The 20,615-nt window shown below is 63.6% G+C and carries 20 protein-coding genes and 2 tRNA genes; 6 read left to right on the top strand and 16 right to left on the bottom strand.

What is annotated here, in order from left to right; genetic code table 11:
* Window positions 1-19: 19 nt before the first annotated feature.
* Window positions 20-2,068 (top strand): M3 family metallopeptidase, encoded by a 2,049-nt coding sequence (locus tag ACTPOI_RS19975; protein ID WP_440111961.1) that lies wholly within the window; start codon window positions 20-22, stop codon window positions 2,066-2,068.
* 61 nt (window positions 2,069-2,129) lie between these two features.
* Complete coding sequence (locus tag ACTPOI_RS19970; RefSeq protein WP_440111959.1) at window positions 2,130-2,798, top strand: glutaredoxin family protein; 669 nt, start codon at window positions 2,130-2,132, stop codon at window positions 2,796-2,798.
* Window positions 2,799-2,976: 178 nt separating this feature from the next.
* Here the strand turns inward: ACTPOI_RS19970 and rpiA are convergent, their stop codons facing one another.
* Window positions 2,977-3,666, bottom strand: coding sequence for a ribose-5-phosphate isomerase RpiA (gene rpiA, locus ACTPOI_RS19965; protein WP_440111957.1), 690 nt, complete (start codon window positions 3,664-3,666; stop codon window positions 2,977-2,979).
* A gap of 36 nt (window positions 3,667-3,702) precedes the next feature.
* Between rpiA and ACTPOI_RS19960 the strand changes: the two genes are divergently transcribed.
* Window positions 3,703-4,752: a quinone-dependent dihydroorotate dehydrogenase gene (locus ACTPOI_RS19960; protein ID WP_440111955.1), complete on the top strand. Its 1,050-nt coding sequence runs from the start codon at window positions 3,703-3,705 to the stop codon at window positions 4,750-4,752.
* Window positions 4,753-5,227: 475 nt separating this feature from the next.
* Here ACTPOI_RS19960 and ACTPOI_RS19955 read toward each other — a convergent pair whose 3' ends face one another.
* The 15 genes from ACTPOI_RS19955 to uvrB all read right to left on the bottom strand — a co-directional run bounded on the left by ACTPOI_RS19955 (window position 5,228) and on the right by uvrB (window position 17,460).
* Complete coding sequence (locus ACTPOI_RS19955) at window positions 5,228-5,623, bottom strand: phage holin family protein (RefSeq protein WP_440111952.1); 396 nt, start codon at window positions 5,621-5,623, stop codon at window positions 5,228-5,230.
* Window positions 5,624-5,661: 38 nt separating this feature from the next.
* Entirely contained in the window at window positions 5,662-5,967 is a 306-nt protein-coding gene (locus ACTPOI_RS19950) for a DUF883 family protein (protein ID WP_069105929.1), read from the bottom strand.
* A gap of 199 nt (window positions 5,968-6,166) precedes the next feature.
* Window positions 6,167-7,261, bottom strand: coding sequence for an NAD(P)/FAD-dependent oxidoreductase (locus tag ACTPOI_RS19945; RefSeq protein ID WP_440112705.1), 1,095 nt, complete (start codon window positions 7,259-7,261; stop codon window positions 6,167-6,169).
* A 61-nt stretch (window positions 7,262-7,322) separates the two neighbouring features.
* Window positions 7,323-8,360: a histone deacetylase family protein gene (locus ACTPOI_RS19940; protein ID WP_440111949.1), complete on the bottom strand. Its 1,038-nt coding sequence runs from the start codon at window positions 8,358-8,360 to the stop codon at window positions 7,323-7,325.
* Between the two features lie 141 nt (window positions 8,361-8,501).
* Window positions 8,502-8,576: transfer RNA gene (locus ACTPOI_RS19935), tRNA-Val, on the bottom strand.
* A 43-nt stretch (window positions 8,577-8,619) separates the two neighbouring features.
* Window positions 8,620-8,694 (bottom strand) — tRNA-Val (locus ACTPOI_RS19930).
* 37 nt (window positions 8,695-8,731) lie between these two features.
* Window positions 8,732-9,445: a DNA polymerase III subunit epsilon gene (gene dnaQ / locus ACTPOI_RS19925; RefSeq protein WP_440111947.1), complete on the bottom strand. Its 714-nt coding sequence runs from the start codon at window positions 9,443-9,445 to the stop codon at window positions 8,732-8,734.
* An 85-nt stretch (window positions 9,446-9,530) separates the two neighbouring features.
* Complete coding sequence (gene fdx / locus ACTPOI_RS19920; protein ID WP_440111945.1) at window positions 9,531-9,869, bottom strand: ISC system 2Fe-2S type ferredoxin; 339 nt, start codon at window positions 9,867-9,869, stop codon at window positions 9,531-9,533.
* Window positions 9,870-9,934: 65 nt separating this feature from the next.
* On the bottom strand, window positions 9,935-11,836 hold the full coding sequence (hscA, locus tag ACTPOI_RS19915) for a Fe-S protein assembly chaperone HscA (protein WP_440112703.1): 1,902 nt from the start codon (window positions 11,834-11,836) through the stop codon (window positions 9,935-9,937).
* Between the two features lie 66 nt (window positions 11,837-11,902).
* The gene (gene hscB, locus ACTPOI_RS19910; protein WP_440111943.1) at window positions 11,903-12,421 is read right to left on the bottom strand and encodes a Fe-S protein assembly co-chaperone HscB; all 519 of its coding nucleotides are present in this window, start codon (window positions 12,419-12,421) and stop codon (window positions 11,903-11,905) included.
* 92 nt (window positions 12,422-12,513) lie between these two features.
* Window positions 12,514-12,837, bottom strand: coding sequence for an iron-sulfur cluster assembly protein IscA (gene iscA, locus ACTPOI_RS19905; RefSeq protein ID WP_440111941.1), 324 nt, complete (start codon window positions 12,835-12,837; stop codon window positions 12,514-12,516).
* Window positions 12,838-12,842: 5 nt separating this feature from the next.
* Complete coding sequence (gene iscU, locus ACTPOI_RS19900) at window positions 12,843-13,238, bottom strand: Fe-S cluster assembly scaffold IscU (RefSeq protein ID WP_440111939.1); 396 nt, start codon at window positions 13,236-13,238, stop codon at window positions 12,843-12,845.
* Between the two features lie 38 nt (window positions 13,239-13,276).
* Entirely contained in the window at window positions 13,277-14,497 is a 1,221-nt protein-coding gene (locus ACTPOI_RS19895; RefSeq protein WP_440111937.1) for an IscS subfamily cysteine desulfurase, read from the bottom strand.
* Between the two features lie 106 nt (window positions 14,498-14,603).
* Window positions 14,604-15,140, bottom strand: coding sequence for a Fe-S cluster assembly transcriptional regulator IscR (iscR, locus tag ACTPOI_RS19890; protein WP_440111935.1), 537 nt, complete (start codon window positions 15,138-15,140; stop codon window positions 14,604-14,606).
* Between the two features lie 229 nt (window positions 15,141-15,369).
* Window positions 15,370-17,460: an excinuclease ABC subunit UvrB gene (gene uvrB, locus ACTPOI_RS19885; RefSeq protein ID WP_440111933.1), complete on the bottom strand. Its 2,091-nt coding sequence runs from the start codon at window positions 17,458-17,460 to the stop codon at window positions 15,370-15,372.
* Window positions 17,461-17,565: 105 nt separating this feature from the next.
* Between uvrB and ACTPOI_RS19880 the strand changes: the two genes are divergently transcribed.
* The 3 genes from ACTPOI_RS19880 (at window position 17,566) to ACTPOI_RS19870 (ending at window position 20,599) form a co-directional block, all read left to right on the top strand.
* Entirely contained in the window at window positions 17,566-18,774 is a 1,209-nt protein-coding gene (locus ACTPOI_RS19880; RefSeq protein WP_440111930.1) for an amino acid aminotransferase, read from the top strand.
* A gap of 1 nt (window position 18,775) precedes the next feature.
* Window positions 18,776-19,378, top strand: a complete 603-nt coding sequence (locus ACTPOI_RS19875; RefSeq protein ID WP_440111928.1) for a nucleotidyltransferase family protein — start codon at window positions 18,776-18,778, stop codon at window positions 19,376-19,378.
* Window positions 19,379-19,708: 330 nt separating this feature from the next.
* Window positions 19,709-20,599, top strand: a complete 891-nt coding sequence (locus ACTPOI_RS19870) for a CoA transferase (RefSeq protein ID WP_440111926.1) — start codon at window positions 19,709-19,711, stop codon at window positions 20,597-20,599.
* Window positions 20,600-20,615 lie beyond the last annotated feature (16 nt).

Below are 20,615 nucleotides of genomic sequence, written 5' to 3'. Positions count from 1 at the left end.
ATGGCGCCATCTGAAACGCATGAGCAATCCCCTCCTCGAATACTCCGGCCTTCCACCGTTTGACCGCATTCACCCGCAGGACGTCGCTCCAGCCGTGGATCTTTTGCTGGAGCGCGCCAGCGCTGCGCTGGAAACCGTCACCGCGCCGGACTTCCCTGCGCGCTGGGACGCGATCGCCAAGGTGCTGGACGTGGCCACCGAGAAGCTGGGCATGGCTTGGGGTGCCATCAGCCACCTGAACAGCGTGGCAGACACGCCTGAACTGCGCGCTGCGTACAACGCAGCCTTGCCGAAGGTCACCGAGTTCTGGACGCGCCTCGGTGCCGACGAGCGCCTGTACGCCAAATACAAGGGCATCGACGCTTCCACGCTGACACCCGAGCAACGCCAGGCGCATCGTAATGCTGTGCGAAATTTTGTTCTCAGTGGCGCTGAATTGACAGGCACGGCCAAGGAGCGGTTTGCACAGATCCAGGAACGCCAGGCCGAGTTGAGCCAGAAGTTCAGCGAAAACGCCCTGGACGCCACTGACGCATTTGCCTACTACGCCACCGCCGACGAACTGGCCGGTGTGCCATCGGACGTGCAGCAGGCCGCGCTGGAGGCCGCCCAGGCCGAAGGCAAGCCCGGCTACAAGCTCACGCTCAAGATGCCATGCTACCTGCCGGTCATGCAATTTGCAGAGCGCAGCGAACTGCGCGAAAAGCTCTACCGCGCCTATGTCACGCGCGCATCCGACCAGGCCGAGGGGGATGCACGCAAGTTCGACAACTCCGCGCTCATCGGCGAGATCCTGGCACTGCGCAAGGAAGAGGCACAGCTTCTGGGTTACGCCAATTTTGGTGAAGTCTCGGTGGTACCCAAGATGGCCCAGTCACCCGACGAGGTGGTGGGCTTTCTGCGCGATCTGGCACAACGCGCCCGGCCCTACGCTGAAAAGGACGTGGCCGACCTGCGCCAGTTTGCAGCCGAGCATCTGGCCCTGACCAGCCCCCAGGCCTGGGACTGGCCCTTCATCTCCGAAAAGCTCAAGGAAGCGCGCTACGCATTCAGCGAGCAGGAGGTCAAGGAATACTTCACGGCGCCCAAGGTGCTGGGCGGGCTGTTCAAGATCATCGAGACACTGTTTGAAGTGTCGATCCGTCGCGACGAGGCCCCGGTGTGGCACCCCGCGGTCGAGTTCTATCGCATCGAACGTGCGGGCCAGCTGGTCGGCCAGTTCTACCTGGATCAGCCGGCCCGCACCGGCAAGCGCGGCGGGGCGTGGATGGACGATGTACGTACCCGCTGGCTGCGGCCTGATACCGGGGCTTTGCAGACGCCGGTCGCGCACCTGGTGTGCAACTTTGCCAGTGGCGTGGACGGCAAGCCGCCACTGCTCACGCACGACGACGTCATCACGCTGTTCCATGAGTTCGGCCACGGCCTGCACCACATGCTGACGCAGGTGAACGAACGCGATGTGTCGGGCATTGGCGGCGTCGAGTGGGACGCCGTCGAGCTGCCGAGCCAGTTCATGGAGAACTTCTGCTGGGAGTGGGACGTGCTCAAGCACATGACAGCCCATGTTGACACCGGCGAACCGCTGCCCCGTGAACTGTTCGACAAGATGATCGCCGCGAAGAACTTCCAGAGCGGGATGCAGACCCTGCGCCAGATCGAGTTCGCACTGTTCGACATGCTGCTGCACACCGAGCACAACCCGGCAGAAGACTTCATGCCGCTGCTCAACGAGGTCCGCAGCGAGGTGTCGGTCCTGCAGCCACCCTCGTTCAGCCGCACGGCGCACACTTTCAGCCACATCTTTGCCGGTGGCTACGCTGCTGGCTACTACAGCTACAAGTGGGCTGAAGTATTGAGCGCGGATGCGTACGCTGCCTTCGAGGAAACAGCCGGTGCAGATGGCCTGCCGAGTATCGAAACCGGCCGCCGCTACCGCACAGCCATACTGGAGGCAGGCGGTAGCCGCCCTGCCATGGAGTCATTCAAGGCGTTCCGCGGCCGCGAACCGAGCCTGGACGCACTGTTGCGCCATCAGGGAATGGCGCAGGAGACGGCGGCGGCCTGACATGCCGGTTCCGGGTGGTTCGGCCACGCATTCCAACGCAGCCCACTAGCGAGGAGAAAAAATGATCACCAAGCCCTCATCCAGAACCCTGTGGACGCTCCTGCTGCTGACGGCAGTTTCGGCAAGCGCGCTGGCACAAAACGTCTACCGGATCGTCGGGCCGGATGGCAAAGTCAGCTTTTCGGACCGCCCCCCCGCGGAAGCCAATTCAGCAGCACAGCCTGCGCGCGCAGGCGCCATGGCTGCACCTGCCGGTAACAGCCTGGCCAGCCTGCCCTTCGAACTGCGCCAGGTCGTCACGCGCTATCCGGTCACGCTCTACACCGGTGCCGATTGCGCGCCATGTGCCAGTGCCCGCAGCCTGCTGACTTCCCGCGGCGTGCCGTTTACGGAGCGCACTGTGTCTACCAATGAAGACCTTGCAGCGTTGCAACGACTCAGTGGCAGCAGCAGCCTGCCATTTGGCACGATAGGCGGCCAGCAGCTGGTGGGATTCTCGGACATGGAGTGGACGCAGTACCTGAATGCGGCCGGCTATCCCCAGCAGTCTCAGCTGCCCGCCAACTACAGGGCGCCTGCACCGACACCACTGGTCGCCGTGGCACCTGCTGCTCCAGCAGCAGCCCGACCGGCTCCTGCACAAGCCAATGACGCAGCGCGGCGCGAGGCTCCACCGGCCCCGGTGAACAGTGGCCCGACCCCCAGCAATCCAGCGGGTATCAGGTTCTGACGGAGTAGCGCTGCGCCGACGGATTTACCGGCAGGCTTTTGCTGAAACACGAAAAAGGGGCTTCAAGCCCCTTTTTCATCACCTCTCCACTCCGATCGCTCGTCTCGAAGCACGAGGGTTGATTGACCACCGTTGCGCGATACCGGCAGATACCGCTCCCGAAAAGCCAGCGAGGCTTTCAGTAGGTAATCGTCTTCACGCCAGTAGCCGTGCCCAGCAGGCACACCGACGCTTTCTGGTGGGCAAATACACCCACAGTCACCACGCCCGGCCACTGATTGAGCGTGGACTCGAAAGCCAGTGGGTCGGTCACCTGGAGTCCGCGCACGTCCAGGATGTGTTGACCGTTATCCGTGACCAGCGGCTGGCCGTCTTTCAGACGGAGCGTCGCCTCGCCACCCATCGCCTTGAACCGGCGCGCAATGTGGCGCGCTGCCATAGGGATCACTTCTACCGGCAAAGGAAAAGCACCAAGGGCGGACACCAGCTTGGACTCATCCGCGATGCAGACAAAGCGCTGCGCCAGCGCCGCCACGATCTTTTCGCGCGTCAGCGCCGCGCCGCCGCCCTTGACCATGTAGCCGCTTGCGTCAATCTCGTCCGCACCGTCGATATAGACCGAGAGAGACTCCACTTCGTTGGCATCGAACACCGGAATGCCCAGCGCCTTCAGGCGCTCGGTGCTGGCCACCGAGCTGGAGACTGCGCCCTTGATCTCGGTTTTCATGCCAGCCAGCGCATCGATGAACTTGTTGACCGTGGAGCCGGTACCCACCCCCACGATTTCGCCGGGGACCACGTACTGGAGGGCGGCCTGACCCACCAGGGTCTTGAGTTCGTCTTGCGTGAGAGGTGTAGATGCTGTCATGGGAGAAAATCAGGGTAATCCTTCAATTATCTCTCCATGTCACTGATCCCCTACGCCCTCACCCGCCCGTTTCTTTTTGGCATGGACGCCGAAGCGGCCCACGACTTCACCATGGACATGCTGGCGCGCGGCCAGCGGACGCCGCTGCAATGGGCATGGTGCAACGAAACTGTGGATGACCCCGTACAACTGGCTGGCCTGACCTTTCCCAACCGGGTCGGCATGGCTGCGGGCCTCGACAAGAACGCCCGCTGCATTGATGCACTGGGCGCCATGGGTTTCGGCTTCGTGGAGGTGGGGACCGTCACGCCCAAGGCACAGCCCGGCAACCCCAAGCCCCGAATGTTCCGCCTGCCACAGGCCCGCGCGCTGATCAACCGCCTTGGCTTCAACAACGACGGGCTCGACGCATTCCTGCACAACGTGCAGCAGGCCCGTTGCCGCAAGGAGGGGCAGCGCAGCCGCATGCTGCTCGGCCTGAACATTGGCAAGAATGCCGCCACGCCCATTGAAAATGCGACCAGCGACTACCTGACCTGCCTGGACGGCGTATACAGCCACGCGGACTACGTCACAGTGAACATCAGTTCGCCCAACACCCAGAACCTGCGCGCCTTGCAAAGCGATGCGGCACTGGATGGTTTGCTTGGTGCGATCGCAGAGCGCCGCGAAACGCTGGCCACCCGCTACACCCGGCGCGTGCCCGTGTTCGTGAAAATCGCTCCCGATCTGGACGAAGCCCAGGTCGGGGTGATCGCCGCCACGCTGACCCGCCACGGCATGGACGGCGTGATTGCCACCAACACCACGATCAGCCGGACCGCCGTGCAAGGAATGCAGCACGCACAAGAGACAGGCGGGCTCAGCGGGGCGCCTGTGCTGGAGGCCAGCAACCAGGTCATCCGGCAACTGCGTGCTGCCTTGGGCAGCCGCTATCCCATCATTGGTGTGGGTGGAGTGATGAGCGCCGAAGACGCTGTCAGCAAGATCCGCGCGGGCGCCGATGCAGTGCAGATCTACACCGGTCTCATTTATGAAGGTCCCGAACTGGTGGTCAAGGCAGCACGCGCCATCAAGGCATCTTGAGCAGACCACGAAGAACGCCCGTCAAGAAAACGGGCGTGCATGAGGTGACCCCTACTCCGCACACGGCATTTGGGAGTCTCGCCCCATGCGGACAACCGGCGACTGTCGTGTCGTCCGGAATAGAAAGCTGACTACCGGGATGTGTACCGCATCACGATCGGCAGCAGCACTGTTGCCCATTTGATGAGACGCCCGGGGCCCGCCATCAACGCGATACCGGCTGCGGCAGCCACGGCCACAGGATGCTCGCGCGCAAACACCATGGCCCGCGCAGCAAACGAATCACTGCTTTCCGCGCCTCCTTGGGCTTGCGCGGCCGCAGCCGCCTGGGCCCGAGCTGCACGCCGAGCGCTGAGGCGCTCGCGCTGCACGGCAATGCGATCAAGAATATGCTGCTTGTCAGGACCCGGAACGCGGTGCCCATCCGTCGTGGATCGGGCGCTTCCTGCGCCAGGGTTGCGGTCGTTGCTCGCCATCACAGTCGCTCCTTGATATCGCGCCAGTCGCGCGCCAGTTCACGGCGCGTCAAGGCAAAGCCAGAGCCCGCCTGGCGGGCCAGGGCCAACAGCGACACGAGGGTGCCGCCCCAGCCGAGCATCCACACGCCTGCGATCAGCCATGCCACCAGAGTGCGTTGGGGAGAGTCCCAGAAATGCACCAGCAGGGCCAGTGACAGCATGATCAATGCCACCACGGTCAGCCCTGCCAGTGCCACGACGAGCAGCAGCATCTGCTGCAGGCGCTTTTTCTGGTCCGCCCACTCCAGGCTTGCCAGATCCAGGCGGTCCTCTGCAGCAATCGCTGCTTCGATCAGGTTGGCGCGCCAGCGCGCGACAAACGCCTCAAGCCCGAAAATGGAAAGCCAGTTCATGTGCCGTCTCCCGATTTGCACTCAGATGGCAGCGCCAATCAACGACGGGCCAGTAGAAACCCCACCAGGGCACCCACTGCCAGGGCTGCGCCAGCTACACGCCATGGTTCATCGTGTGCATACCGGTCGGCGGCAAGAGCGGCCTCCTTGGCCTGCCGTGCGGCGTCCTGCGCGGCACGCACGGCGGAGTCGCGGGCCGTCTGCATGCCGTCATCCAGGCGCTGTCGCAAAAGCTTGATTTCAGGGACTGCGTCCAGATTCTTGTTGGCAAGCAGACCCTTGAGGTCGGTCACCAGCTTTTCGAGTTCGCCCTGCGAAGTGGTGGTGGTGTCGGAGCCGTTCATACAAGCCTTTCAATGAGCAAAAAACACGGCCGTCATGCGGCCAGCAAGCCCGGCACGCACATTACGTTGACGTGTCGGATAACCGGGCTGAGAAACATCTTAGCGGGCCCGCAGATATCCATTTCGTAGGACGGGGACTCAACAGGTTACCGATTGCGATCGCCTTAACCCAGCACAACAAAACCCGCGTTGGTGTGGGTCAAACGAGCCGCGCAACATGCGCTCCGATGGCCAGACAACTGGTCAGCCCCGGCGATTCGATTCCGAACAGATTCACAAGGCCGCGTACGCCATGGTCCTCTGGGCCCTGGATCATGAAGTCGGGCTGCGGCGTGTCCGGCCCGTGGATTTTCGGCCTGATGCCTGCATAGCCCGGCACCAGCGCGCCATCGCGCAAACCTGGCCAGTACTTGCGCACCTCGGCGTAGAACGCGTCACCGCGGGACGCATTCACCAGCAGATCGTCGGGCCCGTTGACCCATTCGACATCCGGGCCGAACCGCGCCTGACCGCCCAGGTCCAGCGTGAGGTGCACGCCCAGGCCCGCGGCTTCAGGCGCGGGGTAGATCAACCGGCTGAACGGTGCCTTGCCCGCCAGCGTGAAATAGTTGCCCTTGGCGTAGTACGCCTGCGGCACATGCATGGCCGCAAGCCCGGCAAAAAGGGACGCCACCGCCGGGGCGTTCAGCCCTGCCGCATTGACGACCACATCGGCACGCAGCCGCGTACCCGCAGCGTCCACAACAACCCCGTCGGCACCTGAGAAGTCCGCCCGCGTCACTGGCGAATTCAGGGCGACCAGTCCGCCCGCGTTTTCCAGATCGCCCTGCAAAGCCAGCATCAGCCCATGGCTGTCGATGATCCCCGTGCTGGGGGAGTGCAGTGCTGCCTGGCACCGCAGTTCTGGCTCCATCGCCCGCGCCTCATCGGCGGACAGCCAAACGAGGTCATCCACGCCGTTGGCCAATGCCCTCGCCCGGATGGCTTCCAGCGCAGGGAACTGGTCGGGCGACGTTGCCACCAGCAGCTTGCCGCAGCGCCTGTGCGGCACCCCGCGCTCTGCACAGTAGGCATACAGCATCTGTTTGCCCTGCACGCACAACCCGGCCTTGAGGGAGCCGGTGGGGTAGTAAAGCCCTGCATGGATGACCTCGCTATTGCGGGAACTGGTGCCGGTGCCGATGGCGTCTGCGGCTTCGAGCACCATGACCTCCCGCCCCTCCAGCGCCAGCGCGCGCGCCACGGCCAGCCCCACCACGCCCGCACCAATCACCACACACTCGACCTTATCCATCGTCGCCCTGCTTTCGTCCATGTCTGCCTCCGCGCTCCACCGTGGATCGCGGCCCCGTTCTTCAGTGCTGCTCAAAGCCCTCAAGCACATTGACGGCATTGGTGCCGAGTTCTGCGGCCGCGTAGCCGCCTTCCAGCACGAATACGGTCGGCACTGCCAGGGCGCCCAGACGCTCGCCAAGACGCGAGAAGTCGTCAGAGGTCAGCGCGAACGTGGAAATCGGATCGCCTTCAAACGAATCCAGCCCCAGGGAGACCACCAAGGCATCTGCTCCGAATTGCGCAATGCGCTGGCAGGCCACGTCGAGCGCAGCGAACCATGCGGCAACGCCGGAGCCCGCCGCGAGGGGCAGATTGAGGTTGAAGCCTGCTCCGGGGCCTTCACCCGTTTCATCCGCATGGCCGAGGTAGAACGGGTACTCGGTGCGCGGATCGCCGTGGATGCTGACAAACAGCACGTCCGCGCGGTCATAGAAGATGCTCTGCGTGCCGTTGCCGTGGTGGTAGTCCACATCCAGCACCGCCACGCGCCTCGCCCCCTGGTTGCGGAGGGTCTGGGCTGCCACCGCGGCGTTGTTCAGAAAGCAGTAGCCGCCCATGAAATCGGCACCCGCGTGGTGTCCGGGCGGGCGGGTGCAGCAAAAGGCTGCACGGCTACCCGCGCCCACACTGTGGGCAGCGCTGGCTGCGGCATCGGCACCTGCTTTCGCGGCCGCCCAGGTGCCGGCAGCGAGCGGGCTGCCGTTGTCCATGGAGTACAGGCCCAGTCTGGCAATGAAGTTTTGAGGCTCCACATCGCTGCGCAAGGTGCGCACTGGCCATACGGAAGGAAACGGCTGGTGCTGCGCGTTCTCGGGTGAAACCGCCAGCCACTGCGCCCACGCCGTCTGCAGAAAGGCGAGGTAGCGAGGCGTGTGCACCTGGGCGAGAACGGCGCTGGAATCGGTATCGGGCACAGCCCACGCGTGCCCTCGTTCGCGCAGCGCCTGCTCTACATAGACCACGCGTTCGGGCTTTTCAAAACAGGGCACCCGTTCGCCGCGGAAGAACTCGTGGACAGGTGCGTGTCGGGCATGAAGCGGGTTGTGAAAGGTCAGCATCGCAGTGGTTTGAAGTGTCTGTGGTGGCGTAGGACTCACGGAGCATCTACTGAATGACACTGTAGCGGCACTGCCAGGCCCGGGTCATGCGGTCGGGCCAAGAAAAAACCCCTGCAGACAGATGTCTGCAGGGGTTTGAATTGGTGGGTGATACATGGATCGAACATGTGACCCCTGCCGTGTGAAGGCAGTGCTCTACCGCTGAGCTAATCACCCGTCGCCGCAGACGCGAAGGCCTGTTGACTTGGTGTCGCAACGCTGGTGGGTGATACATGGATCGAACATGTGACCCCTGCCGTGTGAAGGCAGTGCTCTACCGCTGAGCTAATCACCCGTGTCGTTGTGACAGCCTTCGATTATGGCACAGCTTTTTACGCTGCCTGCGCAGAACGCCAAATTGTCTTGCCACCGCTGGCCTTGTCGATCTGCGCCAGCACGTCGGCATGCGCAGTCAGTTCAGCCTCGCTGGCGCGCAGCACGGGCAGGTTCAGCAGGCGCAGATCCATGGCGGCCACCACCGGCCCGCCATTGCTCTGGGCGGAGTCATCGGCGATCAGCAGCGCATCCTGCCCGCGCGTGAGGTTGATGTAGACATCGGCCAGAAGCTCAGCGTCCAGCAGCGCGCCGTGCAGGGTGCGGCTGGAGTTGTCGACCCCCAGGCGGTCGCACAGTGCATCGAGCGAATTGCGCTTGCCCGGGTACATCTCCTTGGCCATCGCCAGGGTGTCCGTGACGCTGGCCACGTAGGTGCGAAACGCTGATCGCCCCGTCAGTTCGAGCTCCTTGTTCAGGAAGCTCACGTCAAACGCCGCGTTGTGGATGATGACTTCGGCGCCCTGCACGTAGTCCAGGATTTCGTCCACCACGTCGCGGAACTTGGGCTTGTCCTTGAGGAACTCGTTGCTGATGCCGTGGACCTTGAGCGCGTCCTCGTGGCTGTCGCGGCCCGGGTTGAAGTACATGTGCAGGTTGTTGCCGGTGAGCTTGCGGTTGAGCAGCTCGACGCAACCCAGCTCGATGATGCGGTCGCCACTGTCGGCCGACAGGCCGGTGGTTTCCGTGTCCAGAACAATCTGACGGGTCATATGCGCCACCACGCTTGGTGGGTAATGTCCTCGCTCCCCCGCAAGGGGACGCGAGCTGGCTGGGTGCGGCCCGGCGTTGCGCTCATCAGTGGTTTTCCTTGGCGTGGTTGATGGTGTAGCGGGGAATCTCGACCACCAGGTCCTGCTGCGCCAGGATGGCCTGGCAAGACAGGCGCGACTGCGGCTCCAGGCCCCAGGCACGGTCCAGCAGGTCTTCTTCCTCTTCCTCGGCTGCATTGAGCGACGCCAGTCCCTCGCGCACGATCACATGGCAGGTGGTGCAGGCGCAGCTCATGTCGCAGGCGTGCTCGATGTTGATGTGGTTGTCCAGCAAGGCCTCGCAGACTGAAGTGCCTGCGGGGGCGGTGATCTCGGTGCCGGTGGGGCAGTACTCGGGGTGGGGAAGGATCTTGATGACGGGCATGGTCTTGTTCGGGAGGACTGCAAAGTGTCGGGGTGCGGGGTCAGGTGTTGCTGCCTGCGTTGGCGTCAGAGCGACTGCACGTTCTTGCCGGCAAGGGCCTGCTGGATGCCACGGTTCATGCGCTGGGCAGCAAAGGCTTCGGTGCCCTTGGCCAGCGCCTCGGTGGCATCTTCGATCGCTGCCGCATCGGGAGCGTCGGGCGCATCCGGTGCATTGCCGGCCTCGATCAGTGACCGCAAGGCCTGCATGAGGACGCCGATGTCGCGCCGTTCGTCATCCGACAGCACATCGCCATCGGCATCCAGCGCGCTTTGTGTGGCAATCAGCATGCGGTCCGCGTCCACCCTTGCCTCCACCACCGCGCGCGTGCGCATGTCCTGCGCTGCCGTGGCAAAGCCATCCTGCAGCATGCGCGCAATCTGGTCGTCCGATAGCCCGTACGATGGTTTCACGTCGATGCGTGCCTCAACGCCGCTGCCCTGCTCCTTCGCGTTCACGCTCAGCAGGCCATCGGCATCGACCGTGAAGGTCACCCGGATGCGCGCCGCACCGGCCGCCATGGGCGGAATACCGCGCAATTCAAAGCGCGCGAGGCTGCGGCAGTCGGCCACCAGGTCGCGCTCGCCCTGCACCACGTGGATGGCCAGCGCGGTCTGACCGTCCTTGTAGGTGGTGAAGTCCTGTGCCTTGGCGGTGGGAATGGTCTCGTTGCGCGCAACGATGCGCTCCACAAGACCGCCCATGGTCTCGATGCCCAGTGACAGGGGGATCACGTCCAGCAGCAGCATGTCGCCTGCCGTGCTGTTGCCGGCCAGCTGGTTGGCCTGGATGGCGGCGCCCAGGGCTACGACTTCATCGGGGTTCAGGTTGGTCAGCGGTTCGGTGCCGAAGAATTCCCCCACAGCGCGCTGGATCTGGGGCATGCGCGTGGAGCCGCCCACCATCACGACGCCGCGGATATCCTCTCGCGTGAGCTGCGCATCGCGCAGGGCGCGGCGCACCGCCGCCATCGACCGAGCCGTCAGCGCAGCCGTGATGGCCTCGAAATCTTCCCTTTTCACAGGAAAATCGACAATAGCGCTTGAAACATCTGCCCTGAATGCTATGGAATCAGTAGCGGTCAAGGCTTCCTTGCAAGCGCGGGCCGCCACGCGCATGGCCGATTTGTCCGATGCGGTTAGCAGCTCCAGGTTGCATTGCTGCACCACCCAGTCGGCCAGCGCGGCGTCATAGTCGTCGCCGCCCAGGGCCGAGTCACCACCGGTGGAAATGACCTCGAACACGCCCTGCGTAAGGCGCAGGATGGAGATGTCGAACGTGCCCCCGCCCAGGTCATACACGGCGTACACACCCTCGCTGGCGTTGTCGAGGCCGTAGGCAATGGCCGCTGCGGTGGGTTCGTTGATGAGGCGCAGCAGGTTGATGCCCGCCAGTCGCGCGGCGTCCTTGGTGGCCTGGCGCTGGGCGTCGTCAAAGTATGCGGGCACGGTGATCACCGCGCCATACAGATCGTCGTTGAAGGTGTCCTCAGCCCGAAAACGCAGCGTGGCCAGGATCTCTGCGCTGAGTTCCACCGGTGACTTCTCGCCGCCCGCAGTGGCAATGCGCACCATGCCGCCTTCGGCGGCGTCTGCGGCAGCGGCCACAAAGTCGTAGGGCAGCTTGCCCGCCTCGGCAATGTCGGCCAGCCCGCGGCCCATGAAGCGCTTGAACGATGCGATCGTGTTGCGTGCATCCTGCGACTGGGCCGCAATGGCTTCGTGGCCGATCTGTCGGCCGCCGTTGTCCAGATAGCGCACTACCGATGGCAGCAGGACGCGGCCCTGGTCGTCGGGGAGGCACTCGGCCACGCCGTTGCGCACAGCTGCAACCAGCGAATGCGTGGTCCCGAGGTCGATGCCAACAGCAATGCGCCGCTGGTGCGGATCGGGGGACTGACCGGGCTCGGAAATCTGCAGTAGCGCCATGAAATCTTGGGTCTCAACTTGGTGGAGCACGCGCAATGCACGCGCACGGCTCCGGTGCAAAAGCCGCTATTGTCCCTGCTGGTCACGGCGCCGCTCAATGTCGTCGGCAAATCGCGCAATGAACATGAGGGCTCTGACCTGCCGGGAAGCGCCGGCATAGTCCTGCTGCTCGTCGATGAGCAACTGGCACTGCCGCAGCGAGGCGCTCCGGGCACTCGCAACCTCATCGTCCAGGGCGTCCAGCGCAGCCGCAGACGAGGCCTCTTCCAGCGCCTCGCGCCACTCCATCTGCTGCATGAGGAACTGCGCGGGCATGGCGGTGTTGTCTTCGGCGCGGATGGGCGCTCCGTGCAGTTCGCACAGATAGGCAGCACGGCGCAGCGGTTCCTTCAGGCGCTGGTACGCCTCGTTGATGCGCACAGACCACTGCATGGCCACGCGCTGCGCAGCCGCACCCTGGGCAGCAAAACGGTCGGGATGGGCCTCGCGCTGCAGCTCCTTCCAGCGCGCATCGATGGCGCTGCGCTCCTGCGCAAACTGCCGAGGCAGGCCAAACAGTTCAAAGTCGTCGGATTGCAGATTCATGGAGCGCACCGTGGGCAGACCGGATCAATCAATAAAAAACCGCCAGCGCGCAAGCGTTGGCGGTCCGTGGCGGACGCTGGATGACCCAGGCGTCAGACGCGAAAGCTCTCACCGCAACCGCAGCGATCACGCTCGTTGGGGTTGTTGAACTTGAAGCCCTCGTTCAGGCCCTCGCGCACGAAGTCCAGCTCGGTGCCGTCGATATACGCCAGGCTCTTGGGGTCGATCAAAACCTTGACGCCGTGGTTTTCAAACACGATGTCTTCCGGCTCCGAGGTGTCCACGTACTCCAGCTTGTAGGCCAGGCCCGAGCAGCCGGTGGTCTTGACACCCAGGCGCACGCCCAATCCCTTGCCGCGCCGCGAAAGGTAGCGGCTCACATGCCGGGCGGCGGACTCTGTCAAAGTAATGGCCATGATCCTCAGGCCGCAGCAGCAGCGTGCTTCGTCTTGTAGTCAAGGACTGCGGCCTTGATCGCGTCTTCCGCCAGGATCGAGCAGTGGATCTTGACGGGAGGCAGCGCCAGTTCCTGGGCAATTTCGCTGTTCTTGAGCGCCGCTGCTTCGTCCAGCGTCTTGCCCTTGACCCATTCGGTCACCAGCGAAGACGACGCAATCGCCGAGCCGCAACCGTAGGTCTTGAAGCGCGCGTCTTCGATCACACCCGTCTGCGGGTTCACCTTGATCTGCAGCTTCATCACGTCGCCGCAGGCGGGGGCGCCGACCATGCCGGTGCCCACCGAGTCATCGCCCTTGTCGAACGAGCCGACATTGCGGGGGTTTTCATAGTGGTCAACCACTTTTTCAGAGTAAGCCATGGTGTTACCTCTTCAATGCTTCAGATTCAATCGGATGATCAGTGCGCAGCCCACTGGATGGTGCTGATGTCGATGCCGTCCTTGTACATCTCCCACAAGGGGCTCAGCTCGCGCAGGCGGGCCACGTTCTCGCGGATGGTGGAGATCGCGTAGTCGATCTCTTCCTCTGTAGTGAAACGGCCGATGGTCATGCGCAGGCTGCTGTGGGCCAGCTCGTCACTGCGGCCCAGGGCACGCAGCACGTAGCTGGGCTCCAGGCTGGCCGATGTGCAAGCCGAACCCGACGACACGGCCAGGCCCTTGATACCCATGATGAGCGATTCGCCTTCAACATAGTTGAAGCTCATGTTCAGGTTCTGGGGCACGCGGCGCTCCATGCTGCCGTTGATGAACACCTGCTCGATGTCCTTGAGCCCATCCAGCAGCCGCTGCTGCAACGCGCGGGCCTTGGCATTGCTGCTGGCCATTTCTTCCTTGGCAATGCGGAACGCCTCACCCATCCCCACGATCTGGTGCGTGGGCAGCGAGCCCGAGCGCATGCCCCGTTCGTGGCCACCACCATGCATTTGCGCTTCCAAGCGCACGCGCGGCTTGCGGCGCACGTACAGGGCGCCGACGCCCTTGGGGCCATAGGTCTTATGTGCGGTCATGCTCATCAGATCGATGGGCAGCACGTTCATGTCGATCTCGACCCGGCCGGTGGCTTGCGCCGCATCCACGTGCAGCAAGATGCCCTTTTCGCGGCACAGCGCGCCGATGGAGGGAATGTCCTGGATCACGCCGATTTCGTTGTTCACGAACAGGATGCTGATGATCACCGTGTCGGGGCGAATGGCTGCCTTGAGCGCATCCATGTTCACCAGGCCGTCCTCCTGCACATCGAGGTAGGTGGCTTCAAAGCCCTGACGCTCCAGTTCGCGCATGGTGTCCAGCACGGCCTTGTGCTCGGTCTTGAGCGTAATCAGGTGCTTGCCCTTGCCCTTGTAGAAGTGGGCAGCGCCTTTCAGGGCGAGGTTGATGGACTCGGTGGCGCCGCTGGTCCACACGATCTCGCGCGGATCGGCACCAATGAGGTCCGCTACCTGCACACGCGCTTTTTCGACCGCCTCTTCGGCCTCCCAGCCCCACGCATGGCTGCGGGATGCGGGGTTGCCAAAGTGCTCGCGAAGCCAAGGGATCATGGCGTCCACAACGCGCGGGTCCACCGGGGTGGTCGCGCCGTAGTCGAGATAAATCGGGAAGTGCGGTGTCATGTCCATGGCTGGCTCAGTGAATGCGTCTGGCTGGCAGAAAACGATAAGAACAGATAGCTTCGAAAGCGTTCAGGGCGTTGCCGGCCCTGAGGCCGACCACAAACCCGAAACGTCATAATTTGGCGAAGGCGTTTCCGAGGGCGAAAACCGAATTGGGCGCATTGACGCGGATCGGCTTGACCACCGGTGCAGTGGAGATGGCGCGCCGGACCACTGGCTTGTCCTCGATCTGGACGCCCTTGGCGAGCTGCTCGTCCACCAGCTTTTGCAGCGTGACGGAATCCAGGAACTCGACCATGCGCTGGTTCAGAGACGCCCACAGCTCGTGCGTCATGCAACGGCCTGCTTCACCCAGGCAGTTTTCCTTGCCGCCGCACTGGGTCGCGTCGATGGGTTCGTCCACCGAAACAATGATGTCGGCCACCGTGATGTCGCCTGCCTTGCGGGCCAGCGTGTAGCCGCCGCCGGGGCCGCGTGTGGACTCCACCAGTTCGTGGCGGCGCAGTTTGCCAAACAGTTGCTCAAGGTACGACAGCGAGATTTGCTGGCGCTGGCTGATCGCCGCCAGGGTGACGGGACCGTTGTTCTGGCGCAAGGCCAGGTCAATCATGGCGGTGACCGCAAAACGGCCTTTGGTTGTGAGACGCATCGCAAGCTCCTGGTATTAAGGCTTGACCGTTGTAGAAACTGCCTGCGCTGCCTGCTGGGCAACGATGGCACCGTCTCCGCCCCTTACTCCAGCCAGTTGCCTGGCAAGGAGCCCTTCATCGTCGGGCTTTTTTCTTGAGTGTTTTATGCGAGTATAGCACAAAGCCCAAGCGAAACCGTCGGGTTATAAAACCGGCTGGTCGCGTGGCGACCAATCAGATTTAGCAACCTTACAGTCCTACTGCGTCCTTGCCTGATGCGCCAAAGGCCTGGTCCTTGAGGCGCGTCAACTGATCACGCACACGCGCCGCCTGTTCGAACTCCAGGTTGCGTGCGTGCTCGAGCATCTGCTTCTCCAGCCGCTTGATCTCTCTCGCCACATCCTTTTCGGACATGTCTTCCACCTGCGCCCGCTGGATGGCTTCCTGCTCCATCCGCTCGGCGTCCTTGCCCGCCTTTTCGCTGTACACGCCGTCGATCAGGTCGCGCACGCGCTTGACGATGGTGCGCGGCGTGATGCCGTGCGCTTCGTTGTGAGCGATCTGCTTGAGGCGACGGCGCTCGGTCTCGCCAATGGCCTTCTTCATCGAATCGGTGATGCGGTCGGCATACAGGATGGCGCGGCCGTTGATATTGCGCGCTGCACGCCCGATGGTCTGGATCAGGCTGCGCTCGGCACGCAGAAAGCCTTCTTTGTCAGCATCCAGAATGGCCACCAGTGACACCTCGGGGATGTCCAGCCCCTCGCGCAGCAAGTTGATACCCACGAGCACATCAAACGCACCCAGGCGCAGGTCGCGGATGATTTCGACGCGCTCCACCGTGTCCACGTCGCTGTGCAGGTAGCGCACTTTCACGCCGTTGTCGGTGAGGTAGTCGGTCAGCTGCTCGGCCATGCGCTTGGTCAGCGTGGTGATGAGCACGCGCTCGTGCTTCTCCACGCGGATGCGGATCTCCTGCAGCACGTCGTCGACCTGGTGGGTGGCCGGACGCACCTCCACCACCGGGTCGACCAGGCCCGTGGGGCGCACCACCTGGTCCACCACCTGGCCAGAATACGTTTTTTCGTAGTCGGCGGGTGTGGCCGACACAAAGACCACCTGCCGCATGCGCTGCTCGAACTCTTCAAACTTGAGCGGCCGGTTGTCGAGCGCCGAAGGCAGCCTGAAGCCATATTCGACCAGCGTGGTCTTGCGCGAGCGGTCGCCGCTGTACATGGCATTGAGCTGGCCGACCATCTGGTGGCTCTCGTCCAGGAACATCAGCGAGTCCTTGGGCATGTAGTCGGTGAGCGTGCTGGGCGGGCTGCCGGGTGCCGCGCCTGACAGGTGGCGCGTGTAGTTCTCGATGCCCTTGCAGTGCCCTACTTCGCTGAGCATCTCCAGGTCAAACCGGGTGCGCTGCTCCAGCCGCTGGGCTTCCACCAGCTTGCCGTCACCCACCAACTGCTGCAGGCGCTCGGCCAGCTCCAGCTTGATGGTTTCCACGGCAGTCAGCACCTTGTCGCGCGGCGTGACGTAGTGGCTGCTGGGGTACACAGTAAACCGCGGAATCTTCTGCTTGACGCGACCGGTGAGCGGGTCAAAGAGCTGCAGGCTCTCCAGCTCGTCGTCAAACAGCTCGATGCGGATCGCCAGTTCGGAGTGTTCTGCTGGAAACACGTCGATGGTGTCGCCCCGCACCCGGAACTTGCCGCGCGAAAAATCGGCCTCGTTGCGCTGGTACTGCATGCGGATCAGCTGCGCAATCACATCGCGCTGGCCCAGCTTGTCACCCACGCGCAGCGTCATCACCATGCGGTGGTAGCTCTCGGGCTCGCCAATGCCGTAGATGGCCGACACGGTGGCCACGATCACCACGTCGCGCCGCTCCATCAGGCTCTTGGTGCAGCTCAGCCGCATCTGCTCGATGTGCTCGTTGATCGCGCTGTCCTTTTCAATGAACAGGTCGCGCTGCGGCACATAGGCCTCGGGCTGGTAATAGTCGTAATAGCTGACGAAATACTCCACGGCGTTCTTGGGGAAGAACTCGCGGAACTCGCTGTACAGCTGCGCTGCCAGCGTCTTGTTGGGCGCGAACACGATGGCCGGACGGCCCATGCGGGCGATCACGTTGGCCATGGTGAATGTCTTGCCCGAGCCGGTGACGCCCAGCAGGGTCTGGAACGCCTCGCCGTCGCGCAGCCCTTCCACCAGCTTGTCGATGGCCTCGGGCTGGTCCCCGGCCGGGGGGTACGGCTGGAACAGTTCAAACGGCGAATCCGGATAGCGGACGAACTCGCCCTCTTGAGTTTCGGTTATGACTTCAGTGATATCCGGCATGGGGGAGGTCAACGGGTGTTGTGAGCCGGCCGTTAAAATTGGCCGAACCCGGCACAGTACACCACGCCCGGAATCTTCGCTACTGACAACCTTTCAAGGATTTTCATGTCTCTGTTCACCGCCGTCGAAATGGCCCCCCGCGACCCCATCCTGGGCCTCAACGAGCAATTCAACGCCGACACCAACCCCCACAAGGTCAACCTCGGCGTCGGCGTTTATTTCGACGACAACGGCAAGCTGCCCCTGCTGCAATGCGTGCAGGCCGCTGAAAAGACCATGATGGAAAAGCCCACCGCGCGTGGCTACCTGCCCATCGACGGCATCGCCGCCTACGACGCAGCAGTCAAGGGTCTGGTGTTCGGTGCAGAGTCTGAAGTTGTCAAAAGCGGCCGCGTGGCCACGGTGCAGGCCATTGGCGGCACCGGCGGCCTGAAGATCGGTGCCGACTTCCTGAAAAAGATTAGCCCCAACGCCACCGTGCTGATCTCGGACCCCAGCTGGGAAAACCACCGCGCGCTGTTCACCAACGCCGGTTTCCCGGTCGATACCTACCCCTACTTCGACCAGAGCGCCAACGGCGGCCTGGGCGGCATCAACTTCGAAGGCATGCTGGCCAAGCTCAAGGCAGCCGCTGCCGGCACCATCGTGCTGCTGCACGCCTGCTGCCACAACCCCACCGGCTACGACATCACCGCCGCCCAATGGGAGCAAGTGATTGCGGTGGTGAAGGAACGCAACCTCACCGCCTTCCTGGACATGGCCTACCAGGGCTTTGGCTACGGCATTGCCGAAGACGGCGCCGTGATTGCCAAGTTTGTGGCCGCTGGCCTGAACATCTTTGTGTCTACCAGCTTCTCCAAGAGCTTCAGCCTCTACGGCGAGCGCGTGGGTGCACTGAGCGTGGTCGGCAGCAGCAAGGAAGAAACCGACCGCGTGCTGAGCCAGCTCAAGATCGCCATCCGCACCAACTACTCCAACCCGCCTACCCACGGTGGAGCCATCGTTGCAGCCGTGCTGAACAACCCCGAGCTGCGGGCCCAATGGGAAACCGAACTGGGCGAGATGCGCGTGCGCATCAAGGCCATGCGCCAGAAGCTGGTCGATGGCCTGAAGGCCGCGGGCGTGAATAAGGACATGTCGTTCATCACCACGCAGATCGGCATGTTCAGCTATTCGGGCCTGTCCAAGGACCAGATGGTGCGCCTGCGCAGCGAATTCGGCGTGTACGGCACCGACACCGGCCGCATGTGCGTGGCTGCGCTGAACAGCAAGAACATCGACTACGTCTGCCAGGCCATCGCGAAGGTGGTCTGAGTTGACCGGTGAAGCGGCGCTCTCGCGCCGCTTTGTGAGAGAAGCGCTCCAGAACCCGCACAACGCGGCACTTCTGGAGCGTTTGCCGCTTCTGGGCCTGCCCGATGTATGGCTGGTGGCGGGTTGCCTGTTCCAGACGGTGTGGAACCTGCAGACCGGCATGGCGCCTACATCCAGCATCAAGGATTACGACATCTTCTACTTCGATGCGTCGGACCTTTCCGAGCATGCGGAGCAGGCCGTGCAGGCCAGCGTCACCGCATTGTTCAGCGATCTGCCAATTACCGTGGAAGCCAAGAACCAGGCCCGCGTACACCTTTGGTACGAAAGCTGGTTCGGCTACCCCTATGCGCCGCTGCAATCCGCGCGCAACGGCATCGAGCGGTTTCTGGTGCCCTGCACCTGTGTCGGGCTGCAGCCTGCCCCAGACTGCGGCGGCAAACTGCCCACGTTGTATGCGCCATACGGGCTCGAAGAGCTGTATGCCGGGCTGCTGCGGCCCAACCCCACCTGCCCGCACCTGCCGCTATTCCAGGCCAAGGCGGCAAGCTACCGTGAACGCTGGACGTGGCTGACCATTGAGTCGGGTGAATTGCCCGTCTGACAGCTCCCACACGAGATTTCGAGCTTTTTTGGCCCCAAGCGCTGGATCCATAAGCACTGACTGCTATCAAAATAGAAGCGCAATCCGAGTTAGCCAACTTGCCCCCCAGAGCACCGACCGCATTGAGATCGGCGTCGACTCGCAACCCGTGTTGAGGAACCGGCCAAGCCCGCAGGGACGGCCAAAAAGCGTTCCGCGCTGCGTGGATCCGAGTGCGCCGCGTAACAAGTTATGTATAACGCGGTGCGTGAGCCGTGAGCGACCTTCGCAATGCCAGCGCCGCGCCGTCCCGCGCGAAAAGCGCCGTACAGCACAGAGACCCCCAACACCATGACGACTGCCCTGCCCCAGCCCCTGCGCAACACCCGCGTTTTAAGCCTTGCACTCAACCTGCCCGGCCCCGCAGCCCTGATGCGCTGCGCGCGCATGGGGGCCGAATGCACCAAGCTCGAACCCCTGCCCGCCCCCGGCTACCCCAGCGCCGACCCCATGGGCATCTACAGCCCTGCGGCCTATGCCACGCTGCACACCGGCGTGCGCGTGGTGCATGCCCACCTGAAGACGGCCGAGGGCCAGGCCACGCTGCACGAAGAGCTGGCGCGCACCGATGTGCTGATCACGTCCTTTCGGCCGTCGGCCCTGAACAAGCTGGGCCTGGGCTGGGAAGCACTGCAATCGAAATACCCGCGCCTGTCGCTGGTACGCATCGTCGGAGCAGCGGCCGAGCGCGCTGAGGAGCCCGGCCATGACCTCACCTACCTGGCCGACGCCGGGCTGGTGACTGGCACCGAAATGCCGCCCACGCTCTACGCCGACATGGGCGGCGCCCTGATGGCCAGCGAGGCCGTGCTGCAGGCCCTGCTGGACCGGGCCCACACCGGTGCAGGCGCGTGCATTGAAGTAGCACTGGCCGACGCCGCCGCCTGGCTGGCCCAGCCGCGCGACTGGGGCCTGACCACGCCCGACGGCGATGTGGGCGGCAACCACGCGGGCTACCGCATCTACCCCTGCGCCGACGGCCGCGTGGCCGTGGCTGCGCTGGAGTCCCACTTTGCCGCCAGCCTGTGTGCCGCCGCCGGCCTGCCGCCCACGGGCGATGCCGATGTGCTGCGTGCGCCCGCCACGCACGAAGCCATTGCGCGATTTCTGCGCAGCCAGACGCGGGCGCAGCTCGATGCGCTGGCCACGGCACACGACATTCCCCTGCACACGCTGGCCTGAGCGGGGCCCCGATCAC

Source organism: Acidovorax sp. BL-A-41-H1 (assembly GCF_051942715.1).
Note: the sequence above shows the minus strand (reverse complement) of the source record. Positions and strands in the feature narration are given on the sequence as shown.